Annotated in this window: 20 protein-coding genes; 10 read left to right on the top strand and 10 right to left on the bottom strand. The window is 67.3% G+C overall.

The window, feature by feature from the left end; all coding sequences use genetic code 11:
- Positions 1-39 precede the first annotated feature (39 nt).
- The gene (locus HQ312_RS17625; protein WP_222639748.1) at positions 40-666 is read left to right on the top strand and encodes a DUF305 domain-containing protein; all 627 of its coding nucleotides are present in this window, start codon (positions 40-42) and stop codon (positions 664-666) included.
- 57 nt (positions 667-723) lie between these two features.
- Here the strand turns inward: HQ312_RS17625 and HQ312_RS17620 are convergent, their stop codons facing one another.
- Genes HQ312_RS17620 through HQ312_RS17610 form a run of 3 tightly spaced genes read right to left on the bottom strand, consistent with a single transcriptional unit; the run spans position 724 to position 2581 of the window.
- Positions 724-1134: a low molecular weight phosphatase family protein gene (locus tag HQ312_RS17620; RefSeq protein ID WP_222639744.1), complete on the bottom strand. Its 411-nt coding sequence runs from the start codon at positions 1132-1134 to the stop codon at positions 724-726.
- A complete protein-coding gene (gene arsB, locus HQ312_RS17615; protein WP_222639741.1) occupies positions 1134-2222 on the bottom strand; it encodes an ACR3 family arsenite efflux transporter in 1089 nt (362 codons plus the stop codon). Before arsB ends, HQ312_RS17620 begins: the two co-directional genes overlap by 1 nt.
- On the bottom strand, positions 2219-2581 hold the full coding sequence (locus HQ312_RS17610) for a helix-turn-helix transcriptional regulator (protein ID WP_222639738.1): 363 nt from the start codon (positions 2579-2581) through the stop codon (positions 2219-2221). The genes arsB and HQ312_RS17610 overlap by 4 nt, the downstream gene beginning before the upstream one ends.
- Before the next feature lie 128 nt (positions 2582-2709).
- Between HQ312_RS17610 and HQ312_RS17605 the strand changes: the two genes are divergently transcribed.
- Both HQ312_RS17605 and HQ312_RS17600 read left to right on the top strand, forming a co-directional pair.
- Entirely contained in the window at positions 2710-4215 is a 1506-nt protein-coding gene (locus HQ312_RS17605) for a SulP family inorganic anion transporter (protein WP_222639735.1), read from the top strand.
- Positions 4216-4294: 79 nt separating this feature from the next.
- Positions 4295-4678, top strand: coding sequence for a MerR family transcriptional regulator (locus tag HQ312_RS17600; RefSeq protein ID WP_222640431.1), 384 nt, complete (start codon positions 4295-4297; stop codon positions 4676-4678).
- Between the two features lies 1 nt (position 4679).
- Here HQ312_RS17600 and nhaA read toward each other — a convergent pair whose 3' ends face one another.
- The 3 genes from nhaA to HQ312_RS17585 all read right to left on the bottom strand — a co-directional run bounded on the left by nhaA (position 4680) and on the right by HQ312_RS17585 (position 8835).
- Positions 4680-6002 carry a Na+/H+ antiporter NhaA gene (gene nhaA, locus HQ312_RS17595; RefSeq protein WP_222639732.1) on the bottom strand — a complete coding sequence of 441 codons (1323 nt, stop codon included), beginning with the start codon at positions 6000-6002 and terminating at the stop codon, positions 4680-4682.
- A 25-nt stretch (positions 6003-6027) separates the two neighbouring features.
- Entirely contained in the window at positions 6028-7815 is a 1788-nt protein-coding gene (locus HQ312_RS17590; protein WP_374198306.1) for a BCCT family transporter, read from the bottom strand.
- 147 nt (positions 7816-7962) lie between these two features.
- On the bottom strand, positions 7963-8835 hold the full coding sequence (locus HQ312_RS17585) for an alpha/beta fold hydrolase (protein WP_222639726.1): 873 nt from the start codon (positions 8833-8835) through the stop codon (positions 7963-7965).
- Positions 8836-9009: 174 nt separating this feature from the next.
- Here HQ312_RS17585 and HQ312_RS17580 point away from each other — a divergent pair, with 174 nt between their 5' ends.
- The gene (locus HQ312_RS17580) at positions 9010-9369 is read left to right on the top strand and encodes a VOC family protein (RefSeq protein WP_222639723.1); all 360 of its coding nucleotides are present in this window, start codon (positions 9010-9012) and stop codon (positions 9367-9369) included.
- A 58-nt stretch (positions 9370-9427) separates the two neighbouring features.
- Here the strand turns inward: HQ312_RS17580 and HQ312_RS17575 are convergent, their stop codons facing one another.
- From HQ312_RS17575 to HQ312_RS17560, 4 genes are all read right to left on the bottom strand, one after another.
- A complete protein-coding gene (locus HQ312_RS17575; protein ID WP_056446493.1) occupies positions 9428-10288 on the bottom strand; it encodes a helix-turn-helix transcriptional regulator in 861 nt (286 codons plus the stop codon).
- A gap of 62 nt (positions 10289-10350) precedes the next feature.
- Positions 10351-11397 (bottom strand): NAD(P)-dependent alcohol dehydrogenase, encoded by a 1047-nt coding sequence (locus tag HQ312_RS17570; protein WP_222639720.1) that lies wholly within the window; start codon positions 11395-11397, stop codon positions 10351-10353.
- An 81-nt stretch (positions 11398-11478) separates the two neighbouring features.
- The gene (locus HQ312_RS17565; RefSeq protein ID WP_027504382.1) at positions 11479-12141 is read right to left on the bottom strand and encodes an SDR family NAD(P)-dependent oxidoreductase; all 663 of its coding nucleotides are present in this window, start codon (positions 12139-12141) and stop codon (positions 11479-11481) included.
- Between the two features lie 28 nt (positions 12142-12169).
- On the bottom strand, positions 12170-13153 hold the full coding sequence (locus HQ312_RS17560) for an MFS transporter (protein WP_308123923.1): 984 nt from the start codon (positions 13151-13153) through the stop codon (positions 12170-12172).
- A gap of 233 nt (positions 13154-13386) precedes the next feature.
- Here HQ312_RS17560 and HQ312_RS17555 point away from each other — a divergent pair, with 233 nt between their 5' ends.
- Genes HQ312_RS17555 through HQ312_RS17530 form a run of 6 tightly spaced genes read left to right on the top strand, consistent with a single transcriptional unit; the run spans position 13387 to position 19542 of the window.
- On the top strand, positions 13387-14553 hold the full coding sequence (locus HQ312_RS17555) for a VOC family protein (RefSeq protein WP_222639717.1): 1167 nt from the start codon (positions 13387-13389) through the stop codon (positions 14551-14553).
- Positions 14550-15485, top strand: a complete 936-nt coding sequence (locus HQ312_RS17550) for a fumarylacetoacetate hydrolase family protein (protein ID WP_027504379.1) — start codon at positions 14550-14552, stop codon at positions 15483-15485. Before HQ312_RS17555 ends, HQ312_RS17550 begins: the two co-directional genes overlap by 4 nt.
- On the top strand, positions 15482-17029 hold the full coding sequence (locus HQ312_RS17545) for a bifunctional 3-(3-hydroxy-phenyl)propionate/3-hydroxycinnamic acid hydroxylase (protein WP_308115768.1): 1548 nt from the start codon (positions 15482-15484) through the stop codon (positions 17027-17029). Before HQ312_RS17550 ends, HQ312_RS17545 begins: the two co-directional genes overlap by 4 nt.
- Positions 17019-18221, top strand: a complete 1203-nt coding sequence (locus HQ312_RS17540) for a cytochrome P450 (RefSeq protein ID WP_222628026.1) — start codon at positions 17019-17021, stop codon at positions 18219-18221. The genes HQ312_RS17545 and HQ312_RS17540 overlap by 11 nt, the downstream gene beginning before the upstream one ends.
- On the top strand, positions 18218-18415 hold the full coding sequence (locus HQ312_RS17535; RefSeq protein ID WP_027504376.1) for a ferredoxin: 198 nt from the start codon (positions 18218-18220) through the stop codon (positions 18413-18415). The genes HQ312_RS17540 and HQ312_RS17535 overlap by 4 nt, the downstream gene beginning before the upstream one ends.
- On the top strand, positions 18412-19542 hold the full coding sequence (locus HQ312_RS17530) for an NAD(P)/FAD-dependent oxidoreductase (RefSeq protein WP_222639714.1): 1131 nt from the start codon (positions 18412-18414) through the stop codon (positions 19540-19542). The genes HQ312_RS17535 and HQ312_RS17530 overlap by 4 nt, the downstream gene beginning before the upstream one ends.
- Positions 19543-19568: the final 26 nt, after the last annotated feature.

The following is a 19568-nucleotide window of genomic DNA, read 5'->3' as shown; positions in this document are numbered from 1 at the left end:
AGACCCCTATCCCGTTCGACACACCTCAGGAGTACGCCCATGCATGTCAAGAACACGACAGTCACTACTCTCGCCGCCGCCGCGATCGGAGTCGCCCTCGTCGCCGGTTGTGGCGACGACGGGTCGTCCGCGTCGATGGAGGGCCACTCGATGGGTTCCTCGTCCATGGAGTCCGCGCCGTCTCAGGATCCCGCTGCGGACTTCGCCGACGCCGACGTCGCGTTCGCATCGATGATGTACCCGCACCATGCTCAGGCTGTCGAGATGGCCTCCATGGTCGACGGGCGGTCCACGAACCCGGACGTGGTCACGCTCGCCGACGAGATCGCGGACGCGCAGGGACCCGAGATGGACCAGTTGGCCTCCTGGCTGGCGGAGTGGGGTCAGCCGTCTCCGTCTGCATCGCCCGACGACATGCAGGGCATGGACCACGGGTCGGGGAGCGGAATGATGAGTTCGCAGGACATGGCCTCCCTGACGGCCTTGTCCGGCGACGAGTTCGACCAGCGGTGGCTGACGATGATGATCGACCATCATCGAGGTGCGGTCGCCATGGCGGAGACGGAGATCGAGGAGGGCTCGAACGACGACGCGGTCGCGATGGCCCGCACGATCGTCGAGACGCAGAACGCCGAGATCGCCAGGATGGAACAACTTCTCGGTTGACCTCCGGCCGACGGCCGCCACTCCGACGGGAGTGGCGGCCATCGGGTGCGGCCCGTGTCAGTTCCGGAGGCGCGCCGCGAGTTCGTCGACGCGCGCGGCGATGTCGTCGCGCACCAGGCGCATCCGCTCGATGCCCTCGATACCTCGCGTCGACGGCTCGTCGGTGTCCCAGTTCAGGTAGGTCGGTCCCTCGACCGGGTCGACGGTCGCCTCGGTGCCGAGGGTGACGACGTAGTCCATCCGGGACATCAGATCCGGATCGATCGGCTTGGGGTGCTCACCGGTGAGATCGACTCCGACCTCGCGCAGCGACTCGGCGGACATAGCGTTGACTGCACTGCCGGGGGCAGTCCCGGCGGAATGCACCTCGACATCGTCACCGGCGACCGTGCGCATCAGCCCTGCGGCCATCTGCGACTTGCCGCCGTTCTTCACGCAGACGAACAACACACTCGGCTTGTGGGACATCAGGATTCCTTCGTCTGTCGGGTGGGTGAGAATCGTCTGCGCAGTGACAGCGAGACGTAGACGAGGCCCACGAGCACGGGGACTTCGATCAGGGGTCCCACGACGCCGGCGAGGGCTTGACCGGAGGTGGCTCCGTAGGTGGCGATCGCGACGGCGATGGCGAGTTCGAAGTTGTTGCCCGCCGCGGTGAACGCCAGGGTCGTCGTGCGTTCGTAGCCCAGGCCCATGGCTGCGCCGAGGGCGTATCCGCCGCCCCACATCACCGCGAAGTACACCAGCAGTGGGAGCGCGATGCGGACGACGTCCAGGGGCTGGGAGGTGATGCGGTCGCCCTGCAGGGCGAAGAGGACAACGATGGTGAACAGCAGTCCGTAGAGCGCCCACGGCCCGATCTTGGGGATGAACGATGTCTCGTACCAGTCGCGGCCCTTGGCGCGTTCGCCGAAGTACCGAGAGGCGAATCCGGCGATCAACGGGATGCCCAGGAAAATCAGCACGGACTTCGCGATCTGCCACGGTGATGCCTCGATGGTGGTCTGGTCGAGACCGAGCCAGCCGGGGAGCACGGAGAGGTAGAACCAGCCGAGGACGGCGAACATGATCACCTGGAACACCGAGTTGATCGCCACGAGAACGGCGGCGGCTTCGCGGTCGCCGCAGGCGAGGTCGTTCCAGATGATGACCATCGCGATGCAGCGGGCGAGTCCGACGATGATGAGTCCGGTGCGGTACTCCGGTAGGTCGGGGAGGAACAGCCAGGCCAGCGCGAACATCAAGGCCGGGCCCAGGATCCAGTTGAGAGCGAGAGAACCGAGCAGGAGCTTTTTGTCACCGGTGACGGTGTCGAGGCGGTCGTAGCGGACCTTGGCCAGCACCGGGTACATCATGATCAGCAGGCCGATCGCGATCGGGAGGGAGACGCCGTCGACGGAGATGGACGACAGGACGTCATTCATCCCGGGGATCAGTCGTCCGAGCAGCAGCCCGACGACCATCGCGACGCCGATCCACACCGGCAGAAACCGGTCGAGGGTGGAGAGCTTGCCGACGACGGCGGGGTGGTCGCTGGTGTTCGCCGCGGTGCTCATGCGGTCACCAGCGTCGGGTCGACGGTGGCCATGACGGCCGACAACTGCTGCAGCGCATCGGGAACCACGCGGTAGTAGACCCAGGTTCCGCGCCGCTCGGAGCCGAGCAGGCCGGCCTGGCGAAGCACCTTGAGGTGGTGGGAGATGGTCGGCTGCGACAGGTCGAAGGATCCGGAGATGTCGCACACGCACGCCTCACCACCGTCGTGACTCGCGATGAGACTGAGCAGGCGCAACCGGACCGGGTCGCCCAGCGCCTTGAACATCGACGCGAGGATGTGCGACTGCTGCTCGGTCAGAGGTTCACGAACCAGGGGCGAGCATCGGACACCCGTGGCGGACTCTGACTGATTCGACATTCTTCTATATTGACGGTTGTCGATGGTCTCGGTCAATTCGCACTCTACTCTCCGGTGAGAGTAGGGTTCCGCCCAGCGGAGGGCCGTGCTCGGCCTCCGGCAGTCCCGCACCGTGAAAGAGGCTCGTCATGTCCCACGCCGGCTCGACCGTCGCCCCACCCGAGGACACCTCGGTGCTGGCCGCGCTGCGCTCACCTCGTCGTCTGAAGACCGAGGTGCTGGCGGGCCTGGTCGTCGCGCTGGCGCTGATCCCGGAGGCGATCTCGTTCTCCATCATCGCCGGTGTCGATCCCCGAGTCGGACTGTTCGCGTCCTTCACGATGGCGGTCACCATCTCGATCGTCGGCGGTCGTCCGGCCATGATCTCGGCCGCCACCGGAGCGATCGCCCTCGTCGTCGCGCCACTGTCACGCGAGTACGGCCTCGACTACCTCATCGCCGCCGTGATCCTCGGTGGCGTCCTGCAGATCGTGCTCAGCGTCGTCGGAGTGGCGAAGCTGATGCGCTTCATTCCGCGCAGCGTGATGGTCGGGTTCGTCAACGCGCTCGCCATCCTCATCTTCACGTCGCAGTTGCCGTACCTCATCGACGTGCCCGCCCTGGTGTATCCCCTCGTGGCAGTGGGTCTCGTGGTCATGGTGTTCCTTCCCAAGCTGACGACCGTCGTGCCCGCACCGTTGATCGCCATCGTGATGCTCACCGCCGCCACCCTCGTGTTCGCGCTGCAGGTTCCCGATGTCGGCGACGAGGGCGAGTTGCCGTCCTCGCTTCCGACGCTGCTGCTCCCGAACGTGCCGTTCACCCTCGACACCCTGTCGATCATCGCGCCGTTCTCGCTCGCCATCGCACTGGTGGGTCTGCTCGAATCACTCATGACCGCGAAGCTGGTGGACGACATCACCGATTCGCGCTCGAACAAGACCCGCGAGGGTTGGGGCCAGGGTGTCGCCAACCTCGTCACGGGCTTCACCGGCGGCATGGGCGGCTGCGCGATGATCGGCCAGACCATGATCAACGTGAAGGTCTCCGGCGCACGTACCCGGATCTCGACCTTCCTCGCCGGAACGTTCCTGCTGATCCTCGTGGTGGGACTCGGCGACATCGTGGCACTCATCCCGATGGCCGCGTTGGTCGCGGTCATGATCATGGTCTCGGTGGGCACGTTCGACTGGCACAGCATCCGTCCGTCGACCCTGCGGCGCATGCCCAAGAGCGAGACGCTCGTCATGGTCGCCACAGTGGCCGTGACCGTCGCGACCCACAATCTGGCCTACGGCGTCGTCGTGGGTGTCGTCACCGCGATGGTGCTCTTCGCGCGGCGGGTCGCGCACCTCACCGAGGTGGTCGACGTGGCGCACCCGGACGAGAACACGCGCGTCTACAAGGTCCTGGGAGAGCTGTTCTTCGCCTCCAGCAACGATCTGATCCACCAGTTCGACTACGTCGGTGACCCCGAGAACATCGTCATCGACATGTCGGAGTCCCACATCTGGGACGCCTCCACGGTCGCGACGCTCGATGCCGTCACCACGAAGTACGCGGCGAGGGGCAAGAAGGTCGAGATCGTGGGGCTGAACGCGTCGTCCGTGGAACGACGGGACCGGCTCAGCGGAAACCTCGGCGCAGGACACTGATCGGGCCCGGTCTCCGGGTCGGAACTAGAGTCGACGCACACTCGACGTACGACGAAGGAGCGGGACAGTGGGCGAGAGCATGCAGATCGGTGAGGTCGCCGAGCGCACGGCACTGTCCATTCGCACACTGCGCCACTACGACTCGGTGGGTCTCGTCGTCCCGTCGGCGCGATCGGTCGGCGGATTCCGGCTCTACACCGAGGCCGACGTCGAGCGGTTGTTGGTGATCCGGCGGATGAAGCCGCTGGAGTTCACGCTGGCCGAGATGGGCGAGCTGCTCGCAGCCCTCGACGTCCTCGGGAACGGCGATGCCGACGACGAGGACCGAACTGCCGCAACACAATTCGTTGACCAGTGCCACGACAAGGCGCTGGACCGGTGCGAGACGTTGCGACGCCATCTCGCCTACGGCGAGGAGTTCGCAGCTCTGCTCGCGGCCCGCAGGCCGGTCACCGAACTCTGAGTCAGCTCTCCTCGCGGCGCTGATACACGTCGGGGATGCCGTCGTGATCGTCGTCGCGGGTCTCCTCCTCGTGGATCAGCTTGTACGCGCGGTTGCGGCTGCGCAGAATCGCGGCGGCGATGCACGCCGAGATCACCGATCCGGTCAGAACTCCGACCTTGACGTGATTGTCTCGCTCGGTGCTCTCACCGAAGGCGAGGTCGCCGATCAACAGCGAGACGGTGAAACCGATGCCGGCGAGAACGGCGACGCCGAACACGTCACGCCACGCGAGTCCGGCATCGAGAGTGGCACGGGTGAAGCGGGACACGAGATACGTGGTGCCCAGCACGCCGATGGTCTTGCCGACCACCAGTCCCGCGACGATGCCGATGGCGATCGGGTCGCCGAGCGCCTCGAAGAAGCCCGACACGCCGCCGACGGTCACGCCGGCGGCGCAGAATGCGAAGAGCGGCACCGCGACACCGGCAGAGAGAGGTCGGATGCGATGTTCGAAGTGTTCAGCCATACCGGGTCCGGCTTCCGGACCGCCGGCGGCGCGGCTGCGGATCACCGGCACCGCGAATCCGAGCAGCACGCCGGCGACCGTGGCGTGAACGCCGGACTCGTGCATGAGAACCCAGGTGACGACCGCGAGGGGAATGAGAATCCACCACGACCGGATCCGTCGCTGCACGGCGACGGCGAAGAGGGCGAGCGGGATCATCGCGGCGCCGAGCGCCACGAAGTTCAGGTCGGCGGTGTAGAAGATCGCGATCACCGTCACCGCGAGGAGATCGTCGACGACGGCCAGCGTGAGCAGAAAGGTGCGCAATGCGAGCGGTAGGTGCGTGCTGACGACGGCGAGAACGGCGACCGCGAAGGCGATGTCGGTCGCGGTGGGAATGGCCCACCCCAGCAGTGCGCCGTCACCGGTGCGCAGATTGACGACGACGAAGATCAGTGCGGGCACGGCCATGCCGCCGATCGCGGCCGCGATGGGCAGGGCCGCACGCGCCGGGTCGCGGAGGTCGCCGGCGACGAACTCGCGCTTGAGTTCGAGGCCCACGACGAAGAAGAAGATCGCGAGCAGGCCGTCCGCGGCCCACGTGGAGAGAGTGAGATCGAGGTGGAGCGCGGACGGGCCCACTCGTGTCGCCATGAGCGTGTCGTAGGCGGCCGACCACGGGGAGTTGGCCCAGACGAGAGCGATCACCGTGGCGACCAGCAACAGGGCACCCCCGACGGTCTCCTTGCGCAGCACGTCGGTGATGCGCGAGGCTTCGGACCACGACCCCCGCGAGAGCAGACTGCGACGCGTGGGAGGTGGCGAGGATGACGTCATGGGGTGCCCTTCGGTGCTCTGACGATCAGGAGTTGTCGTACGCGGTGGCGTCGGTACGGCGTTGGTGGGCTTCGCCTTCGGCGGAGTCCGCGAACTCGGGGGTGTCGAAGACCTCGCCGCCGAGCGGATCGACCGGCTCGTCGTGCTCCGAGTACTGGACGGCGCCGGTGTCCGGGTCGATCTGTAGTCGGCTCTGCGGTACCGACTGGACCGCGAGCAGCCCGGACGGAGTGGACAGGCCGTCCTTCGACGGGGACAGACCGGCGAACGTGGTGGAGATACCGCCGCGCTCCGGCCGTCTCGCCGGTGTCGTGCCGTCCACGGGCGGTGCATCTCCGGCAGGGGTGATCCGGACGTAGGACGGCGTGGTGGCCACCTCGTAGCGGAAGGCCTTCAGGAGTGACACGCACGCCAGCACCATGATGATCGAGAACGGCACCGCGGTCGCGATCGACGCCGTCTGCAACGCCGTGAGTGATCCGGATCCACCGATCAGCAGCAGAACAGCGGCAGCGACGCCCTCGAGCACGGTCCAGTAAACGCGGGTGATCTTGGGTGTGTCGAGATCACCACCGGTGGAGAGGATGTCGATGACCAGTGAGCCGGAGTCCGAGGAGGTGACGAAGAAGAACACGATCACCGCGATGGCGAGAACGCTCGTGACGGTCGCGAGCGGAAGACCGTCGAGAAGTTGGAACAGGCTCGTGTCCGTGCCGACGGTTCCGTCTTCGGCGAGCATGGTGCCCTCGTTGCGCTGACGGAGGATTCCGGAGTCACCGAAGATGGTGAACCACAGCGAGCCGACGAGAGTCGGTGCGAGCAGCACGCCGAAGACGAATTCGCGGATCGTGCGGCCGCGCGAGATCCGTGCGATGAACATGCCGACGAACGGTGCCCAGCTCATCCACCATCCCCAGTAGAAGATGGTCCAGGCGCCGGCCCACCCGTCCTCGGCGAAAGGCGATGTACGGAGCATCAATTCCGGCAGCGCCTGGACGTACCCACCGAGGTTCTGCACCCACGACTGCATGAGGAACAGCGTCGGTCCGGCGATCAGGACGAACACAGCCAAGCCGGCGGCGAGTGCCATGTTGATGTTGGAGAGCCATTTCAGGCCCTTCGACACACCCGAGACGACGGAATACGTGGCGAGCAACGTGACGAAGGCAATGAGGGCGATGGTCAGCCAATTGTTCGTCTCCACCCAGCCGAGGTAGGACAGACCGGCGGAGATCTGCTGAACACCGAAACCGAGTGAGGTCGCGACGCCGAACAGCGTTCCGATGATGGCGATCGCGTCGATGGCGTGACCGATACCGCCCTCGATCCGTTGCCGTCCGAGCAGTGGCTCGAGGAGCCAGCGAACCGACAGGGGGCGGCCCTTGCGGTAGGTCATGTACGCGAGTCCGAGACCGACGACGACGTAGATCGCCCATGCGTGCAGACCCCAGTGGTACAGGGTGAGCTCCATGGCCTGGTTGGCGGCCGCGTCGGTCGATCCGTCGACACCCCCGGCAACTGGGGGAGTGATGTAGTGCGACAACGGTTCTGCGACGCCGTAGAACACCAGTCCGATGCCCATACCGGCGCTGAAGAGCATCGCGAACCAGGAGAGGACGCCGAATTCGGGGCTCTCGTCGTCGCGGCCGAGGCGGATGTTGCCGATACGGCTGGCGCCACAGTAGAGGGCGAAGACGACGAATCCCGTCGCCGTCAGGATGTACCACCATCCGACACCGTCGGTGATGGCCCCGTTGAGGGCCTCGAATGCGTCGGCCGCGGTACCCGCGAAAATGACGGAGAAAACGATCATGGCGACGATGATCGCGGACGCGGGAATGAATACCGGTTTGCGTATTCCGCGCCAGGCGGATCGTACTGAATTCACTTGTTCACATCCTGAGAAATAGACGATCGGTCAGTCGATCATGGCGGTGAGGCCGGGGTGGACGCGAATCCGCTACGTCCGGACCAGTCGGTCGACCCGCTCGATCGCGGCGGTGAGCGCCCGCGGGCATTCGTGTTCCGGGAGGTGACCGCAGTCGTCGAGCACCGTCGTGTCCCGACCGGTGATCTCCCACACCTGGTCGTCCAGTCGACGGTGGTCGAGCACCGGATCACACGATCCCGCCACCACTTCGAGCGGCACCGCGCGGCTCCACTCCGCGAGCCGCCGCTCCGAGATGTGGCGATCCGCGCGCGTTCCGGCGCAATGCGTCGACACCAGAAGTCGCCATTCCACCAGGTCGTCGTCCGGACGGAAATGCTGTCCGCAGAGTGCGGCCACCGCCCTGGAGGTGCTGTGCGCTGACGTGCGGCGTCGCAGGAACCGCCCATCGGGGCGAGAGACCGGGACGATGCCTTCGGGACGGACCAGCACCATCGCGCCGACCGACGATCGGCAGGTGGCGGAGAGGGCCGCCGCGGCGCCGCTCCCGATGCCCAGCAGGACCGGCCGCGGGCCGCCGATCTGCGTCAGGGTGTCCTCCAGCCAGCGACCGTAGTCGGCCGAGGCCCGGCCCCGGCGCGGGCGCACCCCCGAACTGAGCCCGGGCTGGCCGGGCATGTCGGCGACGTGCACCGTGGCGTCGGGCATCGCATCGATCAGCGGCGTCAGAAGTGCCGCGCAGGACAGCTCGCCGGGCACCACCACGACGGTGCGCTGCGCGTCGGGTCGAACGACGGTCGTGACGACGGTCGAGCCGAGCGAGGTGTCGATCCGGCGAACGGTGTGCGGCGTGGACCAGTCGGCGAGTCTGCGTCGGCACCATTCCTGCACGGCCTCTCGGCCTGCTGTGGTCCGGTACGTGCCCGTGTCGACGGCGAGCATCATGTCGAGGTGCCTCTTCCTGCTGGACGTCGTTCGGGGTCGCGGAAGCGACCGCCGACCAGACTTCCCGGCACACCGTGGGAGGACACTACTCGTGCGGTCGGCGGGTTGCCACTCGGCGACAGAGGTCCCGCGGAAGGACACGCGCCGGGCGTGCTCGACCGGCATGATCGGGCAATGGCGACGACCAGGCACCACCGCATCGACTACATCGAGCTGTCGGTCACCGACCTGACGGTCGCTCGGGCCTTCTACGCGGGGGCCTTCGGATGGACGTTCGTCGACTACGGCCCGACGTACGCCGGCATCGTGGGAGCCGACGGCGCCGAGGTCGGTGGGCTGGCCGTGGTCGAGACCCCCGCGCCGGCGGGAGGACCACTCGTGCTGCTCTACTCCGACGACCTGGACGCATCGGCCGAGGCGGTCGAGGCCGCAGGCGGATCGGTGGTGTCCGGCCCCTACGACTTCCCGGGTGGACGACGGTTCCACTTCGCCGATCCGAGCGGCACCGTGCTGGGTGTGTGGGCGTCGTCCTGAACCACGCGATGACGACAGTGGAATCGAGACCCCGGATTCCGGGGTCGGGAGTACACGATCAGCGGGCTGCTTCAGTCGACCAGGACCCCAGCAGTCGCAGTCGATCCGCGCTCGGGGATCCGGGCTCCGCTGTGTAGACCATGAGGACGGAACCGGGGTCCGCGGTGATCACCAGTTCCTCGTAGGCGAGGTGGACCTCGCCGACGACGGGATGGTGGAAGCGTTTGGTCCCGGCGCCGTGAGTGCGAACGTCGTGCGCTCCCCACAGCCTGCGAAAGGTCTCGTCGCGTGTGGACAGTTCGCCGACGAGGTCCTGCAGGCCCTTGTCGTGTGGGTCCCGGCCGGCCTCCGCACGCATGATGGAGACGCACATCTGCGCGAACAGGTCCCAGTCGGGATAGAACTCCCGCGACAGCGGATCGAGGAACTGGAACCGAGCCAGGTTGGGCACCCGGCCGCCGTCACCGATGACGGGCGCGTAGAACGCTTTTCCCAGTTCGTTGGTGGCCAGCAGATCCTGCCGTCGATTGCGCACGAAAGCGACGCCGTCGGTGATGGAGTCGAGTGCCCACTGCAGGCTGATGCGCGGTGGGGTGATGCGCTCCGCCCTGCGACGGGGGCGTCCCGACGTGGGGACACCGTCGGCCGCGCGAGCCAGATCTAGCAGATGCGCATGTTCGGTATCGGTGAGCTGCAGGGCGCGCGAGAGCGCGTCGAGCACCGACGACGATGCGCCGCCGATGGCGCCGCGCTCGATGCGGGCGTAGTACTCGACCGACAGGCCGGCCAGCGACGCCACCTCGCTGCGACGCAGGCCGGCCACCCGACGGGTACCACTGGTCGTGATGCCCGCTGCCTCCGGTGTCAACCTCGCGCGGCGGGTCATGAGGAACTCGCGAACCTCGGCCTTGGTGTCCATGAATTCAGCGTAGGACGACCGGAGGCGATGAGGGAGGCCCTGTCATGACACCCCTCGCGCGGTCAGGCCAGCGTCGCAGTGTCGATGACGAACCGGTAGCGGACATCGGAGGCGAGCACCCGTTCCCACGCATCGTTGATCTTGTCTGCGGAGATGACCTCGATCTCGGCTCCGAGACGATGCTCGGCGCAGAAGTCGAGCATCTCCTGAGTCTCCGCGATCGAGCCGATGGCGGATCCTGCGAAGGTACGGCGGTGCGGGATGAGCGAGAAGACGTGCAGGGGGAGTGGTTCCGCCGGCGCGCCGACGTTGACCATGGCACCGTCGACGGCCAACAGCGACAGATGTGCGTTCAGATCGATCGACGCGCTGACGGTGTTGATGATCAGGTCGAACGTGGAGGCGAGCTCGGTGAACGTGTCCGGATCGCCGGTGGCGAAGTAGTGGTCCGCGCCGAGACGTAGTCCGTCTTCCTGCTTCGCCAGCGACTGCGACAGGACCGTGACCTCGGCTCCCATGGCGTGCGCGAGCTTCACGGCCATGTGCCCGAGTCCACCCATCCCCACAACGGCGACCTTCTTGCCGGGTCCTGCGCCCCAGTGGCGGAGCGGTGAGTACGTGGTGATGCCGGCGCACAGCAGCGGCGCCGCAGCGTCGAGCTCGATGCCCTCGGGGATCGTGACGACGAAGTGCTCGGTGACGACGACCTGCTGCGAGTAGCCACCCTGAGTGACCGTGCCGTCGCGGTCGGTGCTGCCGTAGGTCTGAATGTTGCCGACGAGGCAGTACTGTTCCAATCCCTTGACGCACTGGGCGCACTCGCCGCACGAGCCGACCATGCAGCCGACGCCGACGCGGTCGCCGACCGCGTGCTTCGTGACCTCGGAGCCGATCTCGGCCACGATTCCCGCGATCTCGTGGCCGACGACGAGGGGGTACGGAACCGGGCCCCATTCGCCGCGGGCGGTGTGGATGTCGGAGTGGCAGATTCCGGCGAACGCGATGTCGATCCGGACGTCGTGAGGTCCGACATCGCGGCGGTCGATGGTGTAGGGAGACAGTGGCTCGTCTGCTGCGGTGGCGGCGTACGCCTTCACGGGAGTGGTCATGTCTCCAGTCGACACCCGCATCGGCGGTCGAGGGAGTCCCTGACGAAGGGTGTACCCGCAGGGCACCTCTCGTCGAGACGGTCAGTCCAGAGGTGCTGCGAACGTGCGGAATTCGCCGCGCTCGGTGTGCATGGTCCACAATAGTTCCGCGAGCGCGTCCGGTTCGTGCGACGGCTCACCCGCGCCGATGCCCCGCGGAATGATCAGCTGGCCGACGTGCAGCCCCTCCGGTGCGAGTGCGTCGTGCAGCAGTTGGGCGTAGGCACTCTCGCCGGCGAAGGCGACCGAGGTCCCGGCGACGGTCGCGCCGGGACGAACTGCACTGCCTCCGTTCACGAACAGCACGGTGCCGCGTCCCAGCGACCGCATTCCCGGCAGTGCCCAGTTCACCGCGGTGACGGGTCCGTAGATGGAGAACTCGACCGGACCGACGAGATCGGCCACGCGTGTCTCGAGGACCGGCTTCATGAATTCCCTTGCCGGGACAGGGCTGTACTGCAGCACCTCGATCGGTCCGAGTCGCTCGGCCGCCGAGTCCAGCGCGGTGGTCAGGGACTCGGGGTTCCGGACGTCGGCCGCGAAGCCCGCGGCGGTGATCCCGGCATCGCCCAGCGAGTCGGCGATGCGGTCGACATTGCCCTGCTCTCGTGAGATCAGGGCGACCGAGAACCCCTCGCGGCCGAAGCGGCGAGCGACGGCGGCTCCGAGTCCCTCACCCGCACCGATGATGGCGATCGTGGTCATGGTCGTTGCTCCTCTGATCGAGTGGAAGTCAGGACACCAGTGCGTCGTGCTGCGGGGTGGTGCCGGCGCGGTGGCCGTGTCCGGGCCTGGCCATGATCACGAGGGTAGCCAGCGGAACGAGCAGCGCGGCGGCGAACGCTGCGCCGACGACCGGGATCGAGGCCGGGCCGAACACGCCGATTGCCCGCGCGGTGACCGCACTCCCCATCGCGGTGCCGAGGTTGAACATGGACGTGCACAGCGACGTGGCCAGGGTGGGTGCGCCCTCGGCGAACCTGACGGCCATCGACATGAGGACCGGGTTCATGCCGAGACCGGCGAGACCGGCGATCGCGAGAAGTGCGATCGCCGGTGCGGCGTGGTCCGACACCGCGCCGAGCAGGGCGAGTGCTGCCACGACGGCGATGCCACCGCCCAGAGCAGTCCCGTACGGCGCGCGGCCCGCGAGCCGGCCACTGCCGAGTGTGCCGGTGACGGCCCCGACGCCGAAGATCGCGAGACCCACCGGGAGGAGTTCGGCGGACAGGCCCGCGCGCTCCGTCAGCAGCGGGGCGATGAACGAGTAGGTGGACATCACGGCCGAGGTGACGAGGACGCAGGCAGCCATGACCACCCACAGGCGCCGCGACATCAATGCCGCCGTCTGCTCTCGCAGCGGGACGGTGGTCGAGGCGGAGCGACCGCCGGGAACGATGCGAGCGACGAGGACGACGGAGAGCTCGTCGGTGAGTGCCACGACGACATGTCCGGCGGCGAACACGGCGAGCGAGAGCAGCAGCGTCGTGCGCTCGGGAACTCGCAGCACCGCCACCGCCACCGCCGGCGTGGCGATCATGCCGATCGCGAATGCCGTGACCAGGAGACCCGCCTCGGAGATCCCGATGGCCAGGTCGCCGGCGATGTCGGGCAGCAACCCGGCCACGACGAACTCGGACGTGCCCATGAGGAACGTGCCCATCGCCAGGACGGAGACGAGGAAGGGCAGCGGTCGACGTTCGGTGGTGGAAGGCACGGTCGTCGACGCTATCGACGTCCTCGCGGCGCAACGAGACCCTGACAGGGAACCTCTCGCTCCCGAGCTACCTGTGTGCAGTGATCCGCGGATACCGCGGATCGCTGCACACGAGTCAGCGCTCGAGCACCGTGCTTCCCACTCGAACACCACGTTGTGATGATTTCATCAGAAAGTCTTGACGGGCGATCCGATCATGAGTGACGATGTGATCATCTACTTCAGGAGCGGCCATGACGATCGATCACGCGCACCGAACTCGCGACGTCGACGGGCATCAGGGGATGCACGTCGATCAGGGTGCGTTGCCGGGTGAGCATCCCGGTCGTGCGATGAATCCGGTGATCAAGGTCCAGGACATCGCCTGGCTCGAGTTCCGCAAGCCCGACCTGGACCGCGCGCAGACGTTCGCGGAAGCATTCGGCTTCGGAGTCACCGTGCGGACCGGCGACGAGTTGCATCTGCGCGGGCTGGCTGACGGAGCGCCGTGCGTCATCATCCGCAAGGGGCGCCGGACGTCCTACGTCGGTGCCGCCTTCCGTGCCGCCGAGTCCGCCGACGTGCTGCGCCTCGCCCGCGCGACGGGTCATCGCGTCGAGCGGCTGCCCGAGTCGATCGGGGGGATCGGGGTGACCGTGACGGATCCGAGCGGCCAGCCGGTGCGGGTGGTCGCCGATCTCGACGACGGTCGCCCACTGCCGGGTCAACGCACCCACGACTACAACTTCGGGGCGCTCGACGACGCGGGGATCACGCGCACCAATGCCACGCAGCGGCCACCGCACGAGCCCGCCCTCGTGGAACGGCTCGGTCACGTGGTGCTGCAGCGCACGCGCTATCTGGAGAACCTGACCTGGTATCTCGAACATCTGGGGCTGATCGTCAGCGACTTCCTCTACTACGACGGGCAACGTCACCGCGGACCGGTCATGAGTTTCATCCGCTGCGACCGGGGGTCCGAACCGACCGACCACCACACGCTCGCGATGACGCTGGGGCCGTCGGACCGCTACGTCCACTCGGCGTACCAGGTGTGCGATCTCGACGCCATCGGTGCGGGGAGTCGCTATCTCACCGAGCGCGGCTACCGGCACTCGTGGGGGATCGGTCGGCACATCCAGGGCAGTCAGATCTTCGACTACTGGCGCGACCCGGACGGCTTCCTCGTCGAGCACTTCAGCGACGGTGACCGCTTCGACGCCACGCTCGAACCGGGCTGGGCGCCGATGACGGCGTCCGGTCTCGCGCAGTGGGGACCACCCGCGAGCAAGGACTTCCTGGGGATCGCACCGAACAAGCGGTCCCTGTCGGAACTGCGATCCATCCTCACCGGACTGCGCAGCGACAACGAATTCGACTCCGAACGCCTTCTCGGCCTGATGAAAGTAGCCTCGACATGAGCATCGCCGTTCTCCGCACCGCCGACGGATGGTGGGTGCAGACCCGCGAGGGTGCCGTTCGGGTGGACACCACAGCGACCACCACCGCGGACCTGCTCGCAGACCGGTCGGCCGTCGATGCTGCCGCGGCCGGTGGCGAGACCGTCCCCGTGGCATCGCTGGAGCTCGTCTCGCCCGTCACCGCGCCGTGTCGAGTGGTGGCACAGATGACCAATTACGTGTCGCACGTGAAGGATTCCGGTATGAATCCGGAGACGGTGCCACTGACTTTCTTCCGGAAGTCGTCGGGGTCGATCAGCGGACCGACCGCCGACATCGTCCGGCCGGCCCATGTCACCCTGCTCGACTACGAGGTGGAGATCGGGCTCGTGGTGGGGACGACCCTTCCCGTCGGATCGACGATCGACGACACGACGGTCGCCCGCCACATCGCGGCACTGGTGATCACCAACGACGTGTCGGCCCGCGACGTCCAGCTGCCCAAGACCCAGTTCTACGAGGCGAAGTCGTACCCGACCTTCACCCCCGTCGGCCCCGTCCTCCTTGTTCTCGAGGACGGCGACCTCGATCGTTTCGAGCAACTGCGGTTGATGCTGCGCGTCAACGGGGAGATCCGGCAGAACAGTACGGTGCGAGACATGATCTACCGACCCACGGAAGCGTTGCGGACCCTGACGGGATTCCAGCGTGTCGACCCGGGCGACCTGATCCTGACCGGCACTCCGGGAGGCACGGCCCTGAAGGCGCCACCGAAGCCCATCGAGATCATCGGCGCTCTGCTGCCGCCGGCCGTGAAGTGGAAGACCTTCTTCAAGCGTCAGGCGAGCAACCCGGCCTACCTGCAGGACGGTGACGTGGTGGAGGTGACCATCGCCACCGACGACGCGATGCTCGACCTGGGGATGCAGCGCACGACGGTGCGGTACGCGTGACGCACCACCCGGCCGTCGTCGTCGGCGCGGGACCCACCGGAATGGTGGCGGCCTCACTGCTCGGTCGGCACGGCATCGAGTGCCTCGTACTCGACCGGTGGGAGGACATCTTCCCGCAGCCGCGTGCCGTCCACCTCGACGACGAGGTCCACCGCATCCTCGGTGACCTCGGCGTCGCGGAGGCGTTCACCGAGATCTCCCGCCCCGGACGCGGCCTGCGCCTGGTGGACCCCGCCATGGACACCATCGCCGAGTTCGAGCGTGATCCCGATTCCCGTCCCCACGGCTTCCCTCCGGCCAACATGTTCGACCAACCGGAGCTCGAGCGCATCCTGCGATCGGCGATGACGCGGAATCCTCACGTGCAGTTTCGCGGCGGCGTGGAGATCACCGACGTGGCCACGATGAGGGACCACGTGCAGGTGATCGTCCAGGACGTCGCCACGGGCGAACGCAGCGCCGTCACGGCGGACGTGGTGCTCGGGTGCGACGGTGCGAACAGCGCGGTGCGGGCCGCGCTCGGAACGACGATGCGGACTCTCGCGCCCGAACAGCGGTGGCTGGTGGTCGACGCGTCGAGTCCCGTCGACCCCGGCCTGTGGGACGGGGTGCATCAGCTGTGCGATCCGCACCGCGCGGGCACGTTCATGCGCATCGGCCAGACTCGCTATCGGTGGGAATTCGAACTTCTCGAACACGAGACCGTCGACGACTTCCCGGATCTGGATGCACTCGCATCGCTGCTCGACCCGTGGCTGCGCCGAGCACCGCGCACCGATCTCGAGCTCGTCCGGGTCACCGAGTACACGTTCCGGGCCCAGCTCGCAGACCGGTGGCGTGATCGACGGGTGTTCCTGCTGGGCGACGCGGCGCATCTGACACCGCCGTTCATCGGCCAGGGGATGGGCGCCGGTCTGCGTGACGCCTACAACCTGACCTGGAAGGTGGCCGGGGTATTGGGCGGATCTCTGCCCGAGGCGGCTCTCGACAGTTACGAGCAGGAACGAGTACCGCACGCGCGCGCCATGATCCGCCAGGCAGTTGCCGTCGGATGGGCCATGAACGGCGGCGGTGAGAGGGTCGCGGGTCTGCGTCGCCGGGTGTTCCCGGTGGTGACACGTGTTCCCGGACTGAGTTCCGTCGTCACGGACAGCGCGACTCCGCGTCTGCACCCGTCGATGTTCGTGCGACGTGGATCGATGTCGCCGCGCCGGCTCGAGGGAACGCTGTGCCCCAACGCGCCGACCGAGCGCGGTGTTCGCTTCGATGCCGTGGCACCATACCGGTTCACAGTGGTCACCACCGTGAAACCCGAACCAGCGCAACGTCAGGAGATCGCCCGCCGCGGCGCGGAGGTCCTTCTGGTCAGCCCCGGCTCCGACCACGGCAGATGGTTACGCCGCGGACGAGTGTCCGCCGCTCTGGTCCGCCCCGACCGGACGGTGATGGCGACAGCGCGGTCACTGTCCGCACTCCACACCCTTGTACCGCCGTCGCCGAGCCCGTTGCCCCCGAACACGATCGGACGCGCCGATGAGAACTGACACGGCACTTCCTCGCTACACCGAGGACATCTACTCCACCGCGGCCATTCTCGATCCGTACCCGCACTACGCGGAGATGCGGGCTCTGGGTCCGGTGGTGTGGCTGACTCGCCAGAAGGTTCACGCGATCACGCGCTACGCGGAATGCAAGTCGACGCTGCTCGACGACGGCACGTTCGTCTCCGGCGACGGTGTCGCGCTGAATCCCGTCGCCAACAGACTCGGTCGTGGAACGACGCTCAACAGTGACGGCGACGAGCACGCGTTGAAGCGATCCGTGCTCGCACATCGTCTCACTCCGAAGGCCGTCCGGAAGATGGCGTCGGCGGTGCAGGACAAGGCCGAGCAGATCGTCGACGCGGCGCTGACGCAGCAGTGCATCGACGGAGTCGACGACCTGGCCACCGCGCTCCCGACGTCGATCGTTCCCGATCTCGTCGGGTGGCCGGAGGACGGCCGTGACGACCTGCTGCGCTGGGCCGGAGCGACATTCGATGCGCTCGGTCCCCTGAACCGGCACGCGGTGACGGCGACCCGAGCAGCGTCGGAGATGATGGCCTACTCCCGTCGGGTGGTCCGTGAACGCTCGGTGCTGCCGGGCAGCATGGGTGCGGACGTTCTCGCCGCGGCCGACGAGGGGCGCATCGAGAGATCGCAGTGCCCGGCGTTGATGATCGACTACCTCGGACCGTCGCTGGACACGACCATCGGCGCCATCTCCGGTGCACTGCACCTGTTCGCGACCCATCCGGACCAGTGGCAGGCGGTCCGCGAGGATCCGACCCTGATTCCCAACGCGGTCAACGAGGTCGTGCGATACGAGTCGCCGATCCGTGCGTTCTCCCGCCGGGCGGTGCGCCAGGAGACCATCGGCGACGTGGTCGTTCCTCGGGGCGCGCGAGTGCTGGTGCTCTACGCGTCGGCGAACCGTGACCCCCGCGAGTGGCACGACCCGGACTCCTTCGACATCACCCGTGATGCGACCCGTCAACTCGGCTTCGGATCGGGCGTGCACGGATGCGCGGGTCAGGGGCTCGCTCGTCTCGAGGCGTCCACGATGCTGCGAGTGCTGGCCGAGCGCGTCGAGCGCATCGAACTCACAGGTACACCGTCGCGTGCGGTGAACAACGTCATCCACCGATTCGACCGCCTCCCACTGAGGTTGGTCGCAGCAGAGAGGAGATCGTCATGATCGTCGATGTCGACTGGGATCGATGCGAGGGACACGGCATCTGCGCAGAGCAGGCTCCGGAGGTGTTCAGCCTCGACGACGAGGGCGAGCTGCACCATGCCTACGACGGCGCGGACGTCCCGGACGAGTTGGTGCCCGGTGCTCGATCCGCCGTGAGTGTCTGTCCGGTCGCGGCGCTGCGTGAGCGCGCGTGAGCGGTGCCGCACGCCGGGTGGTGATCGTCGGTGATTCCATCGCCGGATGTACCGCCGCACGTGAACTCCGCGCGCTCGGGCACGACGGTCCGATCACCATGATCGGATGCGATCCCGACGGCTGCTATGCCCGGCCGCCGCTGTCCAAACGCGTTCTCGCGGAGGGCATCGGTGCGTCCGATGTCTGGGACCTGACCGATCTCGACCTGACCGCCGTCACCGCGCTGGCGACCGGAGTCGATGTCGAGCGACGAGTGATCACTCTCGCGGAGGGTGACGACGTTCCGTACGACGCTCTCATCGTGGCGACGGGGGCGGACGCTCGCAGACTGGCTGCACCCGACCAGAGCGGTGAGCTGGTGGTGCGCAGCCTTGCCGATGCTCGTCTGCTGCGGGAGCGGCTGGAGAATGCGACGTCCGCGATCGTCGTCGGCGCAGGGTTCCTGGGGATGGAAGTGGTGAGTGCCTGTGCGGCACGCGATGTTCCGGTCACGGTCATCGACGTGGATCCGCCGTTGCAGCGGATACTCGGCCCGTTCCTGTCCGAGGCGATCACCGCACGGGCGGCTGCACGCTCGGTCGACGTCCGCCGGGTGGACCGGCCCGTCGAGTTGATCGGCGATCCGGTGGGTGGGGTCCGGATCGACGGCATCGAGTCGACGGCCGATCTCGTGGTCAGCTGTGTCGGTGAGGTCCCCGGCACGCACTGGCTCGACGGCAGCGGGATCGGTGACGGCGGCGGCGTGGACATCGACGACCGCTGTGCGACCGCGGTGCCGGGAGTGTTCGCTGCGGGAGACGTCACTCGTGGCTCGGACGAGAACGGCCGGGTTCGCCGTACCCCGTTCTGGTCCACTGCGATCGCGCAGGGCAGGGTCGCCGCGGCATCGGTGTTGGATGTGCCGGCCCGGTGCGCACCGACGGACGACTACTTCTGGACCGAGGTACTGGGATTGTCCATCAAGGTCGTCGGTCCGCTGCCTCTCGTCGGTGCACCCACCGTGTTGGAGGGATCGGTGAAGGACGGCTCGGCTCTCCTCGAGTGGACGCACGACGACGGTCGCAGGACCGTCGTGGCCTACGGGATGAAGAAGGCTGTCGGGTTGTTGCGACGCATGGTGTCGTGATCACCGATGCGGCACTGCGCGAACGA

It is taken from the genome of Rhodococcus sp. BP-316 (assembly GCF_019836105.1).
Lineage (GTDB): Bacteria > Actinomycetota > Actinomycetes > Mycobacteriales > Mycobacteriaceae > Rhodococcoides.
Note: the sequence above shows the minus strand (reverse complement) of the source record. Positions and strands in the feature narration are given on the sequence as shown.

Excerpts from the sequence above, each read along its gene's own strand:
- nhaA (WP_222639732.1), bottom strand. The coding sequence starts at position 6,002 with ATGACGTCATCCTCGCCACCTCCCACGCGTCGCAGTCTGCTCTCGCGG.
- HQ312_RS17625 (WP_222639748.1), top strand. The coding sequence starts at position 40 with ATGCATGTCAAGAACACGACAGTCACTACTCTCGCCGCCGCCGCGATC.
- HQ312_RS17555 (WP_222639717.1), top strand. The coding sequence starts at position 13,387 with ATGACGATCGATCACGCGCACCGAACTCGCGACGTCGACGGGCATCAG.
- HQ312_RS17580 (WP_222639723.1), top strand. The coding sequence starts at position 9,010 with ATGGCGACGACCAGGCACCACCGCATCGACTACATCGAGCTGTCGGTC.
- HQ312_RS17585 (WP_222639726.1), bottom strand. The coding sequence starts at position 8,835 with ATGATGCTCGCCGTCGACACGGGCACGTACCGGACCACAGCAGGCCGA.
- HQ312_RS17610 (WP_222639738.1), bottom strand. The coding sequence starts at position 2,581 with ATGTCGAATCAGTCAGAGTCCGCCACGGGTGTCCGATGCTCGCCCCTG.
- HQ312_RS17590 (WP_374198306.1), bottom strand. The coding sequence starts at position 7,815 with ATGATCGTTTTCTCCGTCATTTTCGCGGGTACCGCGGCCGACGCATTC.
- HQ312_RS17605 (WP_222639735.1), top strand. The coding sequence starts at position 2,710 with ATGTCCCACGCCGGCTCGACCGTCGCCCCACCCGAGGACACCTCGGTG.
- HQ312_RS17535 (WP_027504376.1), top strand. The coding sequence starts at position 18,218 with ATGATCGTCGATGTCGACTGGGATCGATGCGAGGGACACGGCATCTGC.
- HQ312_RS17550 (WP_027504379.1), top strand. The coding sequence starts at position 14,550 with ATGAGCATCGCCGTTCTCCGCACCGCCGACGGATGGTGGGTGCAGACC.
- HQ312_RS17600 (WP_222640431.1), top strand. The coding sequence starts at position 4,295 with ATGCAGATCGGTGAGGTCGCCGAGCGCACGGCACTGTCCATTCGCACA.
- HQ312_RS17565 (WP_027504382.1), bottom strand. The coding sequence starts at position 12,141 with ATGACCACGATCGCCATCATCGGTGCGGGTGAGGGACTCGGAGCCGCC.
- arsB (WP_222639741.1), bottom strand. The coding sequence starts at position 2,222 with ATGAGCACCGCGGCGAACACCAGCGACCACCCCGCCGTCGTCGGCAAG.
- HQ312_RS17570 (WP_222639720.1), bottom strand. The coding sequence starts at position 11,397 with ATGACCACTCCCGTGAAGGCGTACGCCGCCACCGCAGCAGACGAGCCA.
- HQ312_RS17620 (WP_222639744.1), bottom strand. The coding sequence starts at position 1,134 with ATGTCCCACAAGCCGAGTGTGTTGTTCGTCTGCGTGAAGAACGGCGGC.
- HQ312_RS17540 (WP_222628026.1), top strand. The coding sequence starts at position 17,019 with ATGAGAACTGACACGGCACTTCCTCGCTACACCGAGGACATCTACTCC.
- HQ312_RS17575 (WP_056446493.1), bottom strand. The coding sequence starts at position 10,288 with ATGGACACCAAGGCCGAGGTTCGCGAGTTCCTCATGACCCGCCGCGCG.